General features: G+C 34.9%; 15 protein-coding genes, 1 riboswitch and 1 other annotated feature. Of the genes, 10 read left to right on the top strand and 5 right to left on the bottom strand.

The window, feature by feature from the left end; all coding sequences use genetic code 11:
* The first annotated feature begins 123 nt into the window (after nucleotides 1-123).
* The 4 genes from malS to ACZDYH_RS15190 all read left to right on the top strand — a co-directional run bounded on the left by malS (nucleotide 124) and on the right by ACZDYH_RS15190 (nucleotide 7447).
* A complete protein-coding gene (gene malS / locus ACZDYH_RS15205; RefSeq protein WP_002023847.1) occupies nucleotides 124-1836 on the top strand; it encodes an oxaloacetate-decarboxylating malate dehydrogenase in 1713 nt (570 codons plus the stop codon).
* Nucleotides 1837-1900: 64 nt separating this feature from the next.
* Complete coding sequence (locus ACZDYH_RS15200) at nucleotides 1901-3199, top strand: sensor histidine kinase (RefSeq protein WP_002023846.1); 1299 nt, start codon at nucleotides 1901-1903, stop codon at nucleotides 3197-3199.
* Nucleotides 3200-3201: 2 nt separating this feature from the next.
* The gene (locus tag ACZDYH_RS15195) at nucleotides 3202-4134 is read left to right on the top strand and encodes a response regulator (protein WP_000500302.1); all 933 of its coding nucleotides are present in this window, start codon (nucleotides 3202-3204) and stop codon (nucleotides 4132-4134) included.
* A gap of 118 nt (nucleotides 4135-4252) precedes the next feature.
* On the top strand, nucleotides 4253-7447 hold the full coding sequence (locus tag ACZDYH_RS15190) for an SNF2 helicase associated domain-containing protein (RefSeq protein ID WP_458868841.1): 3195 nt from the start codon (nucleotides 4253-4255) through the stop codon (nucleotides 7445-7447).
* A gap of 101 nt (nucleotides 7448-7548) precedes the next feature.
* On the opposite strand, the gene ACZDYH_RS15185 is transcribed toward ACZDYH_RS15190, so the two are convergent.
* The gene (locus ACZDYH_RS15185; protein ID WP_000047588.1) at nucleotides 7549-7683 is read right to left on the bottom strand and encodes a DUF3934 domain-containing protein; all 135 of its coding nucleotides are present in this window, start codon (nucleotides 7681-7683) and stop codon (nucleotides 7549-7551) included.
* Nucleotides 7684-8091: 408 nt separating this feature from the next.
* Nucleotides 8092-8350, top strand: a binding site (T-box leader).
* Between the two features lie 70 nt (nucleotides 8351-8420).
* On the opposite strand from ACZDYH_RS15185, the gene asnA reads away from it, so the two are divergent.
* Entirely contained in the window at nucleotides 8421-9404 is a 984-nt protein-coding gene (gene asnA, locus ACZDYH_RS15180; protein WP_000284917.1) for an aspartate--ammonia ligase, read from the top strand.
* A gap of 58 nt (nucleotides 9405-9462) precedes the next feature.
* On the opposite strand, the gene ACZDYH_RS15175 is transcribed toward asnA, so the two are convergent.
* Nucleotides 9463-9915 carry a VOC family protein gene (locus ACZDYH_RS15175; RefSeq protein WP_001107259.1) on the bottom strand — a complete coding sequence of 151 codons (453 nt, stop codon included), beginning with the start codon at nucleotides 9913-9915 and terminating at the stop codon, nucleotides 9463-9465.
* A gap of 229 nt (nucleotides 9916-10144) precedes the next feature.
* Nucleotides 10145-11374, bottom strand: coding sequence for an aspartate kinase (locus ACZDYH_RS15170; RefSeq protein ID WP_048657254.1), 1230 nt, complete (start codon nucleotides 11372-11374; stop codon nucleotides 10145-10147).
* A 202-nt stretch (nucleotides 11375-11576) separates the two neighbouring features.
* Nucleotides 11577-11763, bottom strand: a riboswitch (Lysine riboswitch).
* A gap of 191 nt (nucleotides 11764-11954) precedes the next feature.
* On the opposite strand from ACZDYH_RS15170, the gene ACZDYH_RS15165 reads away from it, so the two are divergent.
* The 3 genes from ACZDYH_RS15165 to ACZDYH_RS15155 are packed head-to-tail and all read left to right on the top strand — an operon-like array spanning nucleotide 11955 to nucleotide 15110.
* Nucleotides 11955-12863, top strand: coding sequence for a DoxX-like family protein (locus ACZDYH_RS15165; RefSeq protein ID WP_264622862.1), 909 nt, complete (start codon nucleotides 11955-11957; stop codon nucleotides 12861-12863).
* A 4-nt stretch (nucleotides 12864-12867) separates the two neighbouring features.
* Entirely contained in the window at nucleotides 12868-13479 is a 612-nt protein-coding gene (locus tag ACZDYH_RS15160) for a DUF4166 domain-containing protein (protein WP_000002654.1), read from the top strand.
* A 5-nt stretch (nucleotides 13480-13484) separates the two neighbouring features.
* Nucleotides 13485-15110 (top strand): YndJ family protein, encoded by a 1626-nt coding sequence (locus ACZDYH_RS15155; protein WP_474886540.1) that lies wholly within the window; start codon nucleotides 13485-13487, stop codon nucleotides 15108-15110.
* 28 nt (nucleotides 15111-15138) lie between these two features.
* Here the strand turns inward: ACZDYH_RS15155 and ACZDYH_RS15150 are convergent, their stop codons facing one another.
* Nucleotides 15139-15624, bottom strand: coding sequence for an NUDIX domain-containing protein (locus tag ACZDYH_RS15150; protein WP_474886538.1), 486 nt, complete (start codon nucleotides 15622-15624; stop codon nucleotides 15139-15141).
* Nucleotides 15625-15761: 137 nt separating this feature from the next.
* Between ACZDYH_RS15150 and ACZDYH_RS15145 the strand changes: the two genes are divergently transcribed.
* The gene (locus ACZDYH_RS15145; protein WP_063547024.1) at nucleotides 15762-17024 is read left to right on the top strand and encodes an MFS transporter; all 1263 of its coding nucleotides are present in this window, start codon (nucleotides 15762-15764) and stop codon (nucleotides 17022-17024) included.
* Between the two features lie 215 nt (nucleotides 17025-17239).
* Here ACZDYH_RS15145 and ACZDYH_RS15140 read toward each other — a convergent pair whose 3' ends face one another.
* Nucleotides 17240-17704 carry a hypothetical protein gene (locus ACZDYH_RS15140; RefSeq protein ID WP_049107139.1) on the bottom strand — a complete coding sequence of 155 codons (465 nt, stop codon included), beginning with the start codon at nucleotides 17702-17704 and terminating at the stop codon, nucleotides 17240-17242.
* A 407-nt stretch (nucleotides 17705-18111) separates the two neighbouring features.
* Between ACZDYH_RS15140 and ACZDYH_RS15135 the strand changes: the two genes are divergently transcribed.
* A complete protein-coding gene (locus tag ACZDYH_RS15135) occupies nucleotides 18112-18915 on the top strand; it encodes a polyphosphate kinase 2 family protein (RefSeq protein ID WP_474886535.1) in 804 nt (267 codons plus the stop codon).
* Nucleotides 18916-18945 lie beyond the last annotated feature (30 nt).

The raw sequence follows: 18945 nt of genomic DNA, 5'->3' as shown, positions 1-18945 counted from the left end.
GATGACACACCCAGGGATTGCAGGAGCAACTCTTTTAAAGAAAAATTAAAAGAAGAGGGGGACAATCCCCTCTTTTTTGTTTACAATATAGAAATGCTATATATGAATAGAGGTAGGGATGTTATGAGCAAGTTTACAGTAGCTTCTAATGGTGCATTAGAAACAACATTAAGAGGAGCAGAAGTATTATCAACACCACTTTTAAATAAAGGGGTAGCTTTCACACAAAATGAAAGAGAAGAGTTAGGTTTAAAAGGGTTATTACCGCCAGCGGTTTTAACGTTAGAAGAACAGGCACGCCGAGCATACGAACAATTTAGTTCTCAGCCGGATGATTTATTAAAGAATGTATACTTAACTGCGTTACATGATCGAAATGAAGTATTATTTTATCGTATATTAACAGATCATTTACGTGAAATGTTACCGATTGTATATACACCAACTGTCGGTGTAGCAATTCAAAGATATAGTCATGAATATCGTAAACCACGTGGTGTTTATTTATCAATTAACGATCCATCAGGTATCGAAGAAGCATTCACGAATATCGGTGCAACAGCTGAGAACATTGATTTAGTCGTTGTAACAGATGGAGAAGGCATATTAGGAATTGGTGACTGGGGCGTTGGTGGTATTAACATCGCAATCGGAAAATTAGCTGTTTACACTGCTGCAGTTGGAATCGATCCTAGTCGTGTATTACCAGTAATTTTAGATGTAGGTACAAACCGTGAGGAGCTATTAAACAATCCATTTTATATTGGAAATCGTCACCCTCGTATAACAGGTGAAGCTTACGATGAATTTATTGATACGTTTGTACAAGCGGTAAACAAACAATTCCCGAAAGCACTTTTACATTGGGAAGACTTTAGCTCTCGTAACGCACGAAAAATTTTAGATAAATATCGTCATGATGTTTGTACATTTAATGATGATATTCAAGGTACAGGTGCAGTTTCACTTGCGGCAGTATTATCGGCAGTGAAAGCTTCTGGTGTACCGCTAAGTGAACACCGCGTTGTTGTATTTGGTGCTGGTACGGCTGGAATCGGTATCGCAGATCAAGTTAGAGATGCGATGGTCCGCGTAGGCGTATCTGAAGAAGAATCATATAAGCGTTTCTGGTGTATTGATCGTAACGGGTTAGTTACAGATAATATGGAAGATCTTCTTGATTTCCAAATTCCGTACGCAAGAAAAGAAGCAGAAGTAAGTGAGTGGAAAGAAAATGATGTGATCGGACTTGCTGAAGTTGTGAAACATGTAAAACCGACAATTTTAATTGGTACATCTACTGTTGCAGGTGCATTTAAAGAAGAGATTATTAAAGAAATGGCTTCTCACGTAGAAAGACCAATCATTTTACCAATGTCGAATCCAACGCCACTTGCTGAAGCAAAACCAGCAGATTTAATCGAGTGGACAGAAGGAAGAGCGTTAGTTGCAACAGGAAGTCCATTTGAACCAGTTACATATAACGGTGTAACGTATGTGATTGGACAATCAAATAATGCACTTATTTTCCCAGGGCTTGGTCTTGGAACAATTGTAGTACGAGCAAGCGTCATGACGGATGGAATGTTCGCAGCGGCTGCTGAAGCAGTTGCAAGTATGGTAGATACAAGTCAGCCAGGAGCACCTATTTTACCAGAGGTCGAAGAATTACGTAATATCTCAGAAATGGTTGCAATTGAAGTAGCGAAAGTTGCAGTTGCAGAAGGTGTTGCAAGAGTGAACTTAAGTGATAACGATATCAAGATGGCAGTGCAAGAAGCAATGTGGAAGCCAGAGTATCGCCAAATAAAAGCGGTAGAAAAGGTTAGAATATAGAAAAAAAGCCCGTTTATAACAATAAGCGGGCTTTCACTTTTACTACTGAAAAAAAGTATAGGAAGTGTCACCTTTGAATTGGAATCAATTATGGAAGAAAGATATGTCCCTTTTAATTATATTAATGGTCGTTGTTCCGATTGCTGGGGAGCTGAACTTTCATCCCTTTAATGATACGTTTCGAGTTAGCTTCGGTACACCGCTATTCTTCTTTTTATTATTATTTTTAAGAAGAGTACCAGCAGGAGTTGCAGGTATTCTTGTTGGTATATCTGTAGTCTTATTCCGAGTATGTCTTGACTGGATCATGCAAGGTTCATTTCATATGACAGAATCATTTTATTTGCGTTATCCTGTGTTCTTCTATTATTTTATTTATGGCAGTTTTTTTTCGCTTTGTAGGGTAAATAAGTTCCATCAGAAACCAATCATTATTGGATGCCTTGGAATTTCAATTGAAATTGTTGCAAGTATGTCAGAACTTGCGTTTTATCACATGTTAGTACTAGGTACAACAATAACGATTTCTGAAGTGAATAAACTTATTATTATTGCTATTTTTCGTAGTTTCTTTGCACTTGGTTTTTTAAATATGATGAATTTATATGAAACGAAATTAAAAGAATCGCAAGTTCGAAAAGAAAATGAAAATATGTTAATGCATCTTTCTAATTTATATGTGGAATCTGTTCATTTGAAAAAGACGTTACAAAATGCGGAGTTAATTACACAAGAAGCATATCAACTATATCGAAATTTACAAGTAAGCGCTGATTCAAGTAGTAAAACAGCATTGAAAATAGCGGGGGAAGTGCATGAAATAAAAAAGGATAATCAAAGGATATTTGCAGGATTATCTAAACTGTTATTAGATAAAAATGTGGCTGAATATGTAGAAGGACATGAGTTAGCAGAGATGATTGTTAGAATAAACGAGAAGTATGCTGAAATGCTAGAAAAGGATATACGTTTTTCTAAACATATAGAAGGTGAGCATGCTGCATACCACGTGTATACAGTGCTATCAATTTTTAATAACTTAGTTGCAAATGCAGTTGAAGCAATTGAAGATAAAGGTTTCGTTATTATTAAGCTATATAAAAGAAATCAGCATATATTTTTTGAAGTAATTGACGATGGGCCTGGTATTACACAAAAGTATAAGAAATTAGTATTTAAGCCAGGATTTACTTCCAAGTATGATCAAACGGGAACACCGTCAACTGGTATTGGGCTTTCTTACATAAATGAAATGGTAACAGAGCTAGGCGGAGAAGTGAAATTAGAAGACCGAGAAAATAAAAGAGGATGTAAGTTTATCGTTTGTTTACCAGAGGATAGTTTAAAGCAGGAAGGGGAATAGATTTGTTTTATTATATCGTAGACGATGATGAAGTTTTCCGTTCGATGCTTTCGCAAATTATTGAAGATGGAGATCTTGGAGAAGTAATTGGTGAGGCGGATGACGGAGCTTTTATTGAAGCGGATCAACTAAATTTTAAAAAAGTAGATATTTTATTTATTGATTTGTTGATGCCGATGAGGGACGGAATTGAAACAGTTCGTCACATTGCGTCAACTTTCACGGGGAAAATCATTATGATTTCTCAAGTGGAATCGAAGCAGCTTATAGGTGAGGCATATACACTTGGTGTAGAATATTATATTACAAAACCATTAAACAAAATCGAAGTTGTATCTGTTGTACGCAAAGTGATGGAGCGTATTAGATTGGAGCGTTCTATACATGATATTCAAAAATCATTGAATAACGTGTTTCAGTGGGAAAAGCCGCAATTGCGTACTGAACCAGTGCAAGAAGGAAAAAAGATAGGGGATTTAGGGCGCTTTTTACTATCAGAACTCGGTATTGCCGGAGAGAATGGAAGTAAAGATTTACTTAGTATGCTGGAATATTTATATGGTCAAGAAAAGGCACAGACATTTGAGTTTGGCTTTCCTGCGTTAAAAGAAATTTTTCATCATATTACGATAAGGAAATTAGGGGATCTAGCTTTAGAGGCGGATATTGATAAAGAGAAAAAAGCGTCTGAACAAAGAGTACGTCGAGCTATTTATCAGTCGTTAAATCATTTGGCTTCTTTAGGATTAACAGACTTTTCAAATCCAAAATTTGAAAGCTATGCTCCAAAATTTTTCGATTTTACCGTAGTTAGAAAACGGATGACAGAAATGACGAAAGATGAACTCGCATCTTCTGGTCATACGCGAATTAATACGAAGAAGTTTATTCAAGTGTTGTATTTTGAGGCGAAGAGGTTGATGGAGATAGAGTGAAGAAGATGCTTATAAATAAGCATCTTCTTTTGTTAAATCAACATTTTATATTTTCTCGTGGAGCATGTAAAATGTTAAGTAAGAGAAAATGGTTTTATATTAAGGAAGTGTCAAAGCGATGAGTTTCACATTGAATAAATCGATTATTAAAGAAGTGTGCGGAGAGACCTCATATAAAAGAGGTGAAGCCTATTATAAATCAAATAAAGTGATAATAGATCATTACGATGAAAATAAAGAAATTTGTGAGGCGACAGTAAAAGGGAACGAGGATTTCCATGTTACAGTAGCAAAAGCCAAAAAGGGTGATGTTGTTGCAAAATGTAGTTGTCCTTCATTAGCGTCTTTTCAAACGTACTGTCAACATGTTGCAGCAGTATTAATACAAATAAACTATAATCAACAAACAGGTGGAATGAGCTCCACTAGTAGCAGAAATGATCAATTGACAAGTGGTATGTTTCAGCTGTTTGCAGACAAACCACTGAGACCAAAAAGTAAACAACACCGTTTTGATACACGTGAAATATTAGATATTGAGTTTATATGTACACCAGTTGCTACGAGAAGTGGTGGGGCTCTTCTTGGAATTCAATTGAAACTTGCCAAAGTGTATTTCATAAATCATATTAGAGAATTTCTTTTTAAGGTGGAGAAAAGAGAGTCTTTTCATTGTTCAAATGAATTTACATATACACCAGATGTACATAGTTTTAAACAAGAAACGGATGCGATTATTCAGCAGCTCATTAAAATGTATCATAACGAAAAAATGTATGAAGATACGCTAGAAGTACATGCGAAACAAGATGAAAGTATGATATTTATACCACCAGCTTCATGGAAAGATATGCTCTTTTCACTTTCTAAAGCTGAATATGTACAGCTGAAACAAAATGAACAACTGTTTCAGGGATTACAAGTTTCAAAAGGGTTGTTGCCGTTACACTTTGAATTTACGAAGGGAAATAATGGCGGATTTACACTTCATATAGAGGGTTTAAATCGTGTACAAGTTATGGATATGTATAACAATGCACTTTACGATGGGAAATTATATCACTTACACATTGAAGATTGTATGCGACTTATTGAATTACAAAAGATGATGAGTCGCTCAAATAGTAATCAGTTTTATATTCCAGAAAGTAAGATGGAACATTTCGTCGCGAAAGTTGTACCAGGATTAATGAAGCTCGGAACTGTACACATTGATGAAGTAATATCGGATCGTGTTGAAACACCTTCGCTAAAAGCGAAATTGTATTTAGACCGCGTGAAAAATCGCTTATTAGCAGGTCTTGAATTTCACTATGGGAACGTCATGATTAATCCGCTAGAAGAGGATGGACAGCCGTCTGTTTTTAATCGTGATGAGAAAAAGGAAAAAGAGATTTTAGACATTATGAGTGAAAGTGCTTTTGCAAAAACAGAAGGCGGTTACTTTATGCATAATGAAGAAGCTGAGTATAACTTTTTATATCACGTTGTGCCAACATTAAAAGGTTTAGTTGATATTTATGCGACAACAGCAATCAAATTGCGAATTAGTAAAGGGGATGCAGCTCCTCTTATTAGAGTGAGAAGAAAAGAAAGAATTGATTGGTTGTCATTTCGTTTTGATATAAAAGGAATACCAGAAGCAGAAATTAAAGGTGTATTAGCGGCCCTTGAAGAGAAACGTAAATATTATCGATTGGCGAATGGTTCGTTTTTATCGCTAGAGAGTAAAGAGTTTAATGAAATTAATCAGTTTATAAAAGAATCAGGTATTCGGAAAGAATTTTTACATGGAGAAGAGGTAAATGTTCCGCTTATTCGGAGTGTAAAATGGATGAACGGACTTCATGAAGGCAATGTTTTAAGTTTGGATGATTCTGTTCAAGAGTTAGTAGAAAACATTCAAAACCCGAAAAAATTAAAGTTTGCTGTGCCAAATACTTTAAATGCAGAAATGAGAAAGTATCAAGTATATGGGTTCGAATGGATGAAAACACTTGCTCATTACCGTTTTGGCGGTATTTTAGCAGATGATATGGGACTTGGAAAAACGTTGCAAAGCATTGCTTTTATAGATTCTGTTTTGAATGAGATTCGAGAAAAGAAACTGCCAATATTAGTCGTTTCACCATCATCTCTTGTTTATAATTGGTTTAGTGAATTGAAAAAATTCGCCCCGCATATTAGAGCAGTTATTGCAGATGGAATTCAAGCAGAGCGCCGGAAAATTTTGAAAGATATAACGGAATTTGATGTTGTAATTACGTCATATCCATTACTGAGAAGAGATATAAGATTGTATGCAAGACCATTTCATACACTATTCCTTGATGAAGCGCAGGCGTTTAAAAACCCTACAACGCAAACGGCAAGAGCTGTGAAAACAATTCAAGCTGAATACCGTTTTGGGCTAACGGGTACACCTGTAGAAAATTCATTAGAAGAGCTATGGTCTATCTTCCATGTCGTCTTCCCAGAATTATTACCAGGAAGAAAAGAGTTCGGTGATTTAAGGCGTGAAGATATAGCGAAGCGAGTGAAACCATTCGTATTAAGACGATTAAAAGGGGACGTATTAAATGAGTTGCCAGAGAAAATAGAGCACTTACAATCATCGGAGTTATTACCCGATCAAAAGAGTCTTTATGCTGCTTATTTAGCGAAGCTAAGGGAAGAAACGTTAAAGCATTTAGACAAAGATACGTTACGTAAAAATAAAATTAGAATTTTAGCTGGTTTAACGAGATTGCGACAAATTTGTTGCCATCCTGCTTTATTTGTTGATGATTACAAAGGAAGTTCAGCTAAATTTGAACAACTGTTAGAGATTTTAGAGGAATGTAGAAGTACAGGGAAGAGAATATTAATTTTTTCTCAATTTACGAAGATGCTTTCCATTATTGGTCGTGAGTTAAATCGACAAGCAATTCCATACTTTTATTTAGACGGGAGTACACCAGCGCAGGATCGTGTAGAGCTGTGCGATCGGTTTAACGAAGGAGAAGGAGATCTATTTCTCATTTCTTTAAAAGCTGGTGGTACCGGACTTAATTTAACTGGTGCAGATACAGTAATATTATATGATTTATGGTGGAATCCAGCTGTTGAACAACAAGCGGCCGATAGGGCGTATCGAATGGGACAAAAAAATACAGTGCAAGTTATAAAGCTAGTAGCTCAGGGAACAATTGAGGAGAAAATGCATGAACTGCAAGAAAGTAAGAAAAATTTAATCGCTGAAGTGATTGAGCCGGGAGAAGAGAAATTGTCCTCAATCACAGAGGAAGAAATTCGAGATATTTTAATGATTTAATATAAAAAAGCTATGCCTTCAAATTTATGAGGGCATAGCTTTTTTGTTGTAATAATTATATTTTGTTTTGTACAAAGTAAAGAAATCAAATGTTATTTAAATTACTTCTTTGTACCTTTACTTTTGTAGGGTTTGGCAGCTGCCTTTTTCTTTGCACTTGATTGCCAACGGTTCCATCCTTTACTTCCTGTACCTTGTCCTACACCTTTTTTCGGTTTTGCTTTCGTTTTACTCATATGATCACTCCGTTATATAAAAAATCTTATTTAATAATAGCCAATGTTTTAGAAAAATATTCTGGATAAATGACTATGTTTGTTTTAAGTAAAAACAAACTGCTTGAATGCTATAGTATATCATGAAATTGCAAGTAAACTGAAAGGAATTATAAAGAAAATGAAAATAATAAGAAATACTGCGGATTCTATATTCCGAACGATCACATTAATTATTGTGTATACGTTAGTTTCGGTCAGTGAAACATTTTTTGGATTGACGAGGCAGAAAAAGTAAAGATGTTAAATTAACAACAATCAATAAAGCCGTAAAATAAAGAATTGAAAAATATTTTAAAACTTTTTGTTGACTTTCTTTATTTTTTGTATAGAATAATCATTAATAAAATGTTTCAGAGATGTGACAACAAAACGACTATGAAAGGACGAGTAGTAGTAGGACGTAGTTTAAGCGAGTCAGGGGTGGTGTGAGCCTGATACGAAGCCTATTATGAAGAACCTCCTGGAGTTGCTAACCGAAATCCTTTATAGGAAAGTAGACTTAGCCGGGAACTTCGCCGTTACAAGAAGAACAGTATCGAGATATTCCATCTCCGTATTGTATAAGTGAGCAACCTCTGTTGCTAATTTGGGTGGTACCGCGGAACCAAAGCCTTTCGTCCCAGTTTTTTGGGAAAGAAGGGCTTTTTTTGTTGGCTTCTTTTCACAACATCCAAACATTTTAGGAGGAAACCACCATGTATCAATCATTAATGACAGTAAGAGAGACTCAAATTGCAATTAAGGAAGTTAAAACATTTTTCGAGGACCAATTAGCAAAACGCCTTGAACTATTCCGCGTATCTGCACCATTATTCGTAACGAAAAAATCAGGATTAAACGATCACCTAAACGGTGTAGAACGTCCAATTGAATTTGATATGTTACATTCAGGAGAAGAATTAGAAATTGTTCATTCACTAGCGAAATGGAAACGATTTGCATTACATGAATACGGATATGAAGCTGGTGAAGGTTTATATACAAACATGAACGCGATTCGTCGTGATGAAGAACTTGATGCAACGCATTCCATTTATGTTGACCAATGGGATTGGGAAAAAATCGTTCAAAAAGAATGGCGTACTGTTGAATACTTACAAAAAACCGTACAAACAATTTATGGAATATTCAAAGATTTAGAAGATCACTTATTTGAAAAATATCCGTTCCTTGGAAAGTATTTACCGGAAGAAATTGTTTTCGTTACTTCTCAAGAATTAGAAGATAAATATCCAGAATTAACACCGAAAGATCGTGAACATGCAATTGCAAAAGAACACGGTGCAGTCTTCATTATCGGAATTGGTGATGCACTTCGTTCAGGTGAAAAGCATGACGGACGCGCAGCTGATTATGACGATTGGAAATTAAACGGTGACATTTTATTCTGGCACCCAGTACTACAATCTTCATTTGAGTTATCATCAATGGGAATTCGTGTTGATAGTAAATCACTTGATGAGCAGTTAACGAAAACTGGTGAAGACTTCAAACGTGAGTATGATTTCCATAAAGGTATACTAGAAGACGTACTACCATTAACAATCGGCGGTGGCATTGGACAATCAAGAATGTGCATGTACTTCTTACGTAAAGCACATATCGGTGAAGTTCAATCTTCTGTATGGCCTGACGATTTACGTGAAGCTTGCAAGAAAGAAAACATTCATCTGTTTTAATAGAAGTAAGGGAATAGCTTAAATATAGAGCTATTCCCTCTTTTTTATAAAACATTACTTATTTATTACCGAGTTCTTCTGCTAAACCGATTAAAATTCCTTCGACTCCACGAATGTAGCAGAGACGATACGAGTTCTCGTACTGAACTACTTCGCCAACGAGCTCTGCACCATGCTTAGTGAGTCTCGATACCATTTCGTCAATATCCTCGACAGTGAACATGACGCGTAGATAACCGAGGGCGTTTACAGGAGCTGTTCGGTGATCTGCTATAGTAGGAGGGGTGAGAAATCGCGAAAGTTCAATTCGGCTGTGGCCATCTGGAGTGACCATCATAGCGATTTCTACGCACTGAGAACCGAGTCCAGTTACGCGACCAGCCCATTCACCTTCGACATTTGCTCGACCTTCGAGATTCAAGCCAATCTCCTCAAAGAAAGAGATTGCGTTATCAAGGGATTCTACAACGATGCTGACATTGTCCATTCGTAGTAATTTGTTTTTTGCCATAGTCTTATCTCCTTATGTATAAAAGTTTATTATTTAATTATCCTCATAATTATACTACTAAGTAGTTACAAATTCCTTTCAGTCAAAAACACCTTGTCACAGTATAGGAAAATGTGACAAGGTGTTTTTTAATATATCATATAGCATCTTGTTAACGAATAGCTTTTTATTTAATAGGAAGGAAGTAGATTGATATGTTTTTTTTATAAGCGTTACTAAACATATCAAATTAGCTCATTTGCACGAAAGGCTCAATTTTCGCCATAAATGATTGATGCAGCGCCTCAACGCCTGTTACTAAATGAAGGCGGTCAATAACGACAGACACTTTAATTTCTGATGTACTTACCATTTTAATATGAATATCTTCTTCTTTTAAAGTAGTGAACATATTTGCAGCGACACCTGGGTTAGATACCATGCCAGATCCTACGATTGATACTTTTGCTAAATGATTTTCATATTCTACTGCTTCATAGTGAAGTGCCTCTTGATTTTGTTCCAATACTTCTAATGTTTCTCTTAAATCATTAGAATGGATGGAGAAGGAGAGATGAACAGTTCCTTCATTTGTAATACTTTGAATGATGATATCTACATTAATATGTGCCGCTGCTAATGTAGAGAAAACAGTTGAAAGTGAACCTTGTTCTAATCCTTTCACTGTGATGCGTGTAATATTATCTTCAAATGCAATACCTTTAACGATTGATTGTTGTTCCATGTTACATTCTCCTTTTACAATTGTTCCGTTTTCTTGTTCCATACTTGAGCGAACTTCTAAAATGACATTATGATTTTTAGCAAACTCAACAGCACGCGGGTGTAATACACCAGCACCGAGGTTTGCAAGTTCTAACATTTCGTCATAAGAAATTTCATCTAATTTATAAGCATCTTTTACAACTCGTGGATCCGTCGTATATACGCCGGTCACATCTGTGTAAATATCACATTTTTTTGCGTTTAGTGCAGCAGCTAATGCGACAGCAGTTGTATCAGAACCGCCTCGTCCAAGCGTTGTAATTTCAAAATCTTCACTGACTCCTTGGAAACCAGCTACAATAACAATCGTACCTTCAGCAAGATAAGATTGAATACGATCTGTATGAATGTCAGTAATCCGTGCACTACTATGTACAGATTCTGTCGTAATACCTGCTTGCCACCCTGTTAATGAAATTGCATGATAGCCTTTTGCTTGCAGTGCCATTGTTAATAATGAAATAGTTACTTGTTCTCCTGTAGATAGAAGCATATCCATTTCACGTTTACTTGGATTTTCTGTGATAGCGTTAGCGAGTGCGACAAGTTCATCTGTGCTTTTTCCCATTGCTGAAACGACAGAGACAATGCTATGACCTCGTTCATATTCTTCAATAATTAAATTTGCTACATGTTGAATGCGTTCGACGCTTCCGACAGAAGTGCCACCGAATTTTTGAACAATTGTTTCCATTACAGATTCCTTCTTTCGTCTATTTTTAAGAATAGATTAGGAAATATATAAATCCCAATACTCCTGTAGTTACCAGAAAGACAAACAAAAAACACCATCTCAAATAAGTGAGGATGGTGCTGTTACAGGAAAAGGGAAACAGAAAACGGAGCTAATAAAAAAACCGCCAAAAAAGGAATATCATAAAAAATGATATCTCTTTTTTGTAGATAGCTCTTCATACGTACACGTTTGTACATATGACAGTTCTGTTTCTATTCGAAAACAGCCCCAATTGATAAATGCAGAGAAATTTATCAATTTCGGCAATACTTCCTTTTATCTAACTTCATAGACATCTCTGTGTCTCCATTAGAATACTCATAAGTATCGCAACCTCTATCTCACGTTTTAGGCGAGAGTGTTTGATTTATGAAGTTGTTGGTAACATTTGTTTTATAATAATTTAAATTTTTCGGGGAATCAAGTGTTTTATATACATTTTAAAAATTCTTTCTTTTTTGGGGAAGTTTGTGAAAAATGTAGCAAAATAAATTCATTGCATGTACATTAAACTTATAGTGCATAGGAGGTGGGGAGAATGAAAAGGAAACAGCCTATTTATGTTGCGACAAAAATGAACACGACGATGGAAAAATTATGGGAATATACGCAAGAACCACATATACATACAGAGTGGGATGCTCGCTTTACTGAAATTTCGTATTTAGAGAAAAAAGAAGGAGAACCACAGAAGTTTTTGTATAAAACAAAGATTGGATTTGGGCTTGAAATAGCTGGAGAAGGGGAATCAATAGGTGAAATAAGAAAAGAAACTGGTGAAAGAATTTCTTCTTTAAAATTTTGGACGGATAATACATTATCTCTTATTCAAATAGGACGTGGTTATTGGAAGTATACGCCAAATAAAGAATACATCCATTTTAAGACACAATATGATTATGATACAAGATTTGGTCGTGTAGGGAATGTAATAGATTGCTATATGTTTCGGCCGTTATTAGGTTGGGCGACTGCTTGGAGTTTTGATGCCTTAAAATTATGGTTAGAAAAGGGGCTTCATCCTAGGTTACTAATTAGAAGAACAATGACGTATTGGCTCGTATGTTTTTTATTTGCTTTTGTATGGATATATCAAGGGATAGTGCCAAAACTACTGTTTACTCATTTAGAAGAAGTAAAGATGCTTTCTGTATTAATCGGTTCAAATGAAAGTAGTATATGTATACTTAAAATAATTGGGATGTTAGAAATAATTTTCGGTGTCGTATGGCTGTTGCCAATAATAAAACGAAAATTATTTATACTGCATATTATTGTATTACTAGTTTTAACGTTAGCAGCAGGATTTACGAATATTGCAAGCTTTACAGGGCCGTTTAATCCGATTACATTAAATGTTCTTCTAATGGGGTTATCAATTGTCGGTTATATAAATAGTTTCGATTTACCAAGCGCGAAAAATTGCAAGAGGGCGAGAAAGGGATAAGTGTATGGCTAATATGTATGAACGATTATTAGGGGATACCTATAAAAATCTTCATCCTGAATTGCAGAAGCGTTATGCGATTACAGAAGAGAATAGTTTTACAGGGGAAGGAAAGATGGATGAAATTTACGGTGGCTCTTTTTTCGTGAAATTTATATTGAAAATTACATCGAAGTTTCGAATGTTTTTCTCGGAACGAGGAGAGGAAATTCCATTTACGATACAAAACATAGCTGAGCGAGATGAATATGGACGAGAATTAGTAAGGTGGAACCGTACTTTTTATTTCCATAATAAGAAAAGATATTTTAATGCAGTTATGCAATTGGATGAAAACGAAAATGAAATTGTAGATTATTTTGGTGAACCACATTTACTCGTTTCTACACTGCATTTTCATATCGATGAGTTAGGGGCAATGCATATTTCTTCAAAGAAACAATGGTTTTATATGTTTGGAAGAAAAATGCCGTTACCAAAATTTTTGTATGGTGAGGCAAAAATTGTTGAAAGTTATGATGAAACACTTCAGTGTTTTCGAATTCATGTACAAGTACGAAACCCGTTAATTGGTTCGCTTTTTTCATATAAGGGAACATTTGTGGAAAGGGAATAAACGATATGAAAAATATAATATTTGGGCTTGCTTGTTATGTTATTTTTCTAATATGTGAGTGGTCAAATATAAATCCTGTTGAAGCAATTATATTATTATCTGTTTTATTATTTATACCAATGTCACTTTGTATTATTGATAAAAGAAAAAGAGATGGATCGCAATTATTATTTTATAAATCCGTATCATTTTTATATCCAATCGCAGCAATTTGTGCAATGCTAGCTTTCGTCACAAATCAATATGTATTTGCGCTAGTTTGGTTTGTATATACAGGAATTGTTGCGTTATTTGGTGTAAGTAGATTGCTAGAAAGAGGATGGAAGCCGTTAGAAGAGATCGCCATAGATAGTGCGTTTATTTATTTGTTTTTAGGTGGTTTTTGGTTTTCTGCTTCAGTAGCAAAACTTTCAATTATGCATTTTAGCTCTGACATTGTTTTACTCACAGCTGCACATTTTCATTATTCGGCGTTTCTATTGCCATTATCAGCTGGTTTAATAGGGAGAAAAAGAGAAAAGAGAAGTAAAGTGTATGATGCTATTATGTTTATCATCATGATTTCACCTATGACAGTTGCAATAGGAATTACATACTCAAGAATATTTGAATTTTTTGCAGTGTTCCTATATTTATGTGCAATTTATGGGTATGGATTTTACGTTTGGAGAGCAAAATTTAATGCTATCAGTGCAAAGATTCTTCTAATCGTTTCGTCTAGTACACTCATGGTTACAATTATGTTCTCGCTTATATATTCATACGGAAATTTGAAGCATGTAATGACGATTACAATTGCTCAAATGGTTTGGATTCATGGTGTTGTCAATGGACTTGGAGTAGCTTTACCGGCATTTATCGGCTGGGTGATTGAAAAGAGTGTTCCGAATTATAAATACTATGGGAAACCAATGAGTAAGTTAAGAGGAAATGTGGCAATTGGTGAGGCTTATTTATATAGCAGCAATTTAGTAGACAGTAAGGAATACAACGGTTTAGTCGATAAAGTAAATGACTTTCATAGTGAGGCATTTGATGTGACGAAGGTTCCTTTAAGTATGATTCATTTTTATGAAAATACAGCAGAGTATGAATTGCAATCGAATATTAAATGGACTCGTTGGTTCCGTCCGTTCGCACTTTGCTATGAGAAAATGAGTAAGCGTGTAGAACAAATACATTTAGGGATGGGCGGCAATTGGGAAACGATGCATGGCTCTATCATTAGTGTAATAGATGAGAAAGATGGAAGAGAGAATGTAAGGGCTTGGATAAGGAAAAATGAAGCAGGTGAATCTATTTTTGTAGCTCTTTATTCAAAGCATACAAATAAGAATGAGACATATATGAATATCGCCTTACCTTTACCTTATTCGAATATGACTGGTATTTTGAAACTATATAATGATAGTCATGATTTAATCATTACTAGTAAGTTAAGAGAAAATGGTCAGGGAGATGAGGGGATTTATTTACATACTCGGTTCTTAACAATCCGTTTACCGTTAGCAGAGACTTTTATTATAAAAGAGCGCACGGATCACATACTAGAGGCTAATCATAGAATGTGGATATTTGGAGTTAAGTTTTTAGAAATTGATTATAAGATTAAGAAAGTAGAGGAGAAGTAAGAAAAGCTTGGAGAGATTCCAAGCTTTTTTACGTATGTGTAATTGTTATAGCAACTTGTTTATCTAGATCATTATCCCAAATACGTTGAATTTCAAAAGTGCCTGTTTCAAAAAATAATGGGAATCTTTCTTTAAACCAAGTTTGCATAGGTAGCTTTAGTGCTGTATCGATTGGCATCCATAATAATTCACCCTCAGGAGGGTTCAAAAGAAGTTCACCTTCAAATGAGTCTGTCCAATAGTTAAATACCATATATCGAACATTACCTTTTGGATTTACATATTCATCTAATCCTTTAAAAGTTAAATTGGAAACAAGTAGTCCAGTTTCTTCTTTTACTTCTCTTATAGCGGCTTGAACGATACTTTCGGGGAAATCTACTTTGCCGCCAGGAGCGATGTAGCCAGGGAAACCTCGATGGTTGGGGCGTTTTATGAGTAAAACTTCATTGTTACGTTGGATCATACACATTGTATAGATCTGGTGTTCGATGTTATGTGAATTTGGAGGCATAATGATGCATTCTCCTTTATATTTTTTTGATAATTTTACCATAACATAATTGTTTCTTATATAATTAGAAGTGTAATATTATAAATTTTCAGTCATATATTATGTATTCTATAGTCATTTGAAAAGAGGGGAGAGACATGCAAGGGGAAATACAAAAGGAGAAAAGTTTAGGTTATATTGGAAAATTATTATTACCAGTTAAAGTATCAACGCACTTTAAGTTTTTATGGATTGGACAATTACTTTCGGCCTTAGGTAGTTCGATAACTATGGTCATACTTCCAGTTGTTGTGTATTCATTAACTGGTTCAACAGTTGTAATGGGGATGACGATGGCAATGTACATGCTACCTAATATTCTTGCTTTACCGTTTGCGGGTTTAATTGTAGATCGAATTGATCGGGTTAGGTTAATGTTATTTACGGATATAATCCGCTGTATATTAATGCTATTACTTGCATCGCTTATATTTATGGATTTATTAACAATTACAATTTTATATATTCTCGTTGCTATATACGGACTTATGGAAGGGATATTCCAACCAGCATATTCTGCTGTAAGGGCGAAAGTATTCGTCCCTGAAATTCGTAATGCAGCTAACGCACTTACTCAAATGAGTAATCAAGGTATACGATTAATTGGGCCAGCACTTGGTGGGTTAATCGTATCGGTTGCATCTGCAGGGATAGGTTTCGGACTAGATGCAGCAACGTACTTATTATCATTTTTATGTTTATTATTTTTAAAAGAAATTAAGTTTAAAAAAGTAAAACCCATTGAAAAGAGTAAGCTTAATTACAAACAAGAGTTTATAGAAGGTGTTTTAGTTTTAAAAAGTCATCCGTGGCTGTGGATTACAATTTTAGTTTTTTCTTTTATAAATATTTGTTATGCCGGCATTATCGTCGTATTAATTCCATGGTTATTTAATGTTCATCATCATTTTGAAGCTTACGTGTATGGACTTGGCATGGCCTTTTCTGGTGGTGGGGCTGTAATTGCCGCATTAATATTTGGTGGGAAAGAGCTGTGGCATAAGAGAGGATTACTGGCTTATGGAGGTGTTTTAATGAGTGGCATTGCTTTATTAATTATGCCATTCATTTCTTGGGCACCCGCTTTAATATTCTTAATGGCAATTGAAGGATTTGGCATGATGATATTTGGACTCATTTGGGAAACGAGTTTACAGGAGCTTGTACCAGAAGAAGCATTCGGAAGAGTGGCAAGCCTTGATATGTTGGGTTCTTTTGCTTTATTGCCAGTAGGGTATGTAGTTGTAGGCTGGTTAGCTACTGTCATAGGTGGCGAGATAACTATTATAACACTAGCTAGTTTAGTAATTTTAACAATTGGAATAGCATTGTCTGTACCGAGTATTCGTCGATTTAATTGATTATATGAGAAAAGAGGGCTAGACCTATATAGAAAATAACTTAGCATATAATCAACTAGTATTAATAAAACATCTTTGTAATGAAAAGCCTTCCATACACATTTGGCACAAAAAAATTAGTATGGAAGCAACAAAATTAGAAATCACAAAAGAAGTGACGGAAGCGATACAAGCAGGTTTCAAAAATGAAGAATAAGCCCTAAAGAAATTAGGACTTATTCTTCATTAAATACAAATGTTTGTTTCATTTTTTTACCTTCATTTACCGGATGGCCGTTATAAGAGAAATTCTTTTCTTCCCAAGTGATCACAACTTTAAAATTATGACTATTAAAGTCTAATGGGAACACCATGTAGTCAAAGCTTGTATGACTTTTAGAAATATTTTCATTAGGTGTAGTAGGTTTAAAGGTAGCTTTAGAGGTAGGGTTGTTATCAAGTATTTCCACAGATACATTTGATACATCATGACCAATGTTTTTTACGAGTAAACTATACGTATCAAATACACCTTGTTTTGGCTGAATTGCTTGCTTGTTTGAGTTATGAGATTTATCAATTTCGACATACCATTGTTTAGACTTTGACGCAATCGGCAGTGACTGAAATGTGTAAGCATTAGCTTGCATTGGTAGTGCTAAACATATAAGCGTAAAGAGAGTTAATATTTTTCGTTTCATTTTTTAGAGCTCCCATTCTTTAATGGATTTACTTGTTATTATCTTCTTTTTACGAGTGAATATACCATATAATGTAAAGTGGGTATTGTGAGTAGTGAATTAATATCTTATTCACTACTCTTATAGCTGGCATCATTACGTATGTAGAAAGAAAGAATAAATTTATTTTTTCTTTCTATACTTAGATTGCCGCTCTTTTTAAAAGGGCTATTTTTACGTTTTAATAAAAAGAATTTCCTAAGAGTTCCGTATAAATTATTTATTTTAATGTAGTTAAATGTGCTTATATATGTGAAATTAGAGAAGGAAGCTGTGTAGAGATGTTTCTACACAGCTTTTTAGGATATGAAAAAATTCCCAAAAATATGTTAAAATAACATTGTCATACAACAAGGGGGATTTGTTTTATGGAAAATGGACATCTTGCTAAAGTAGACTTAACGAAAAAAATTGAATCAAAATCTAAGTACAACAAGAAACTCGAAAAATATCAAAGGCGCTTATTAGCATTACAGCAAATTTTGAAAGAAGAAAAAATCGCGGTTATGCTTGTTATGGAAGGATGGGATGCGGCTGGTAAAGGTGGGGCAATTAAGCGGGTGACGGAACATCTTGACCCGCGTGGGTTCCAAGTAAATCCAATTGGAGCGCCTGCACCTCATGAAAAACGTTACCATTATTTGCAACGTTTCTGGCGCAAAATTCCACAGTACGGGCAAATCACCATTTTTGATCGCTCATGGTACGGTCGTGTGTTAGTTGAGCGTGTTGAAGGATTTGCTACAAAGGAAGAGTGGATGAGAGCATATGATGAGATTAATGATTTTGAAAAACTACTAACAGATGACCATTACATAATAGGGAAGTTCTTCTACCATATAAGTAAAGAGGAACAGTTAAAGAGATTTAAAGATAGAGAGAAAAATCCTTTAAAAAGGTGGAAAATTACAGACGAAGATTGGTGTAATCGTGAAAAATGGGATGAATATGTTGAAGCAATGGAAGACATGTTTGAAAAAACAAGTAAGCCAAATGCGAAGTGGCATATTATTGAAAGTAACGATAAATTGTATGCCCGTGTGAAAACGTTAAAAATCATTATTTCATTCATTGAGGATTATTTCTTAGAACATGGTATAGAATTGCCTTCTTATTATTATGAAATGAAAGAGGATATTGAAGTTTTGCAAGATGTAGGTGTTAAAGAGTAAAAAAGAAAATGGTCCTGTGAATTGGTGAAA

This window comes from Bacillus sp. EB V-12 (assembly GCF_056158125.1).
Note: the sequence above shows the minus strand (reverse complement) of the source record. Positions and strands in the feature narration are given on the sequence as shown.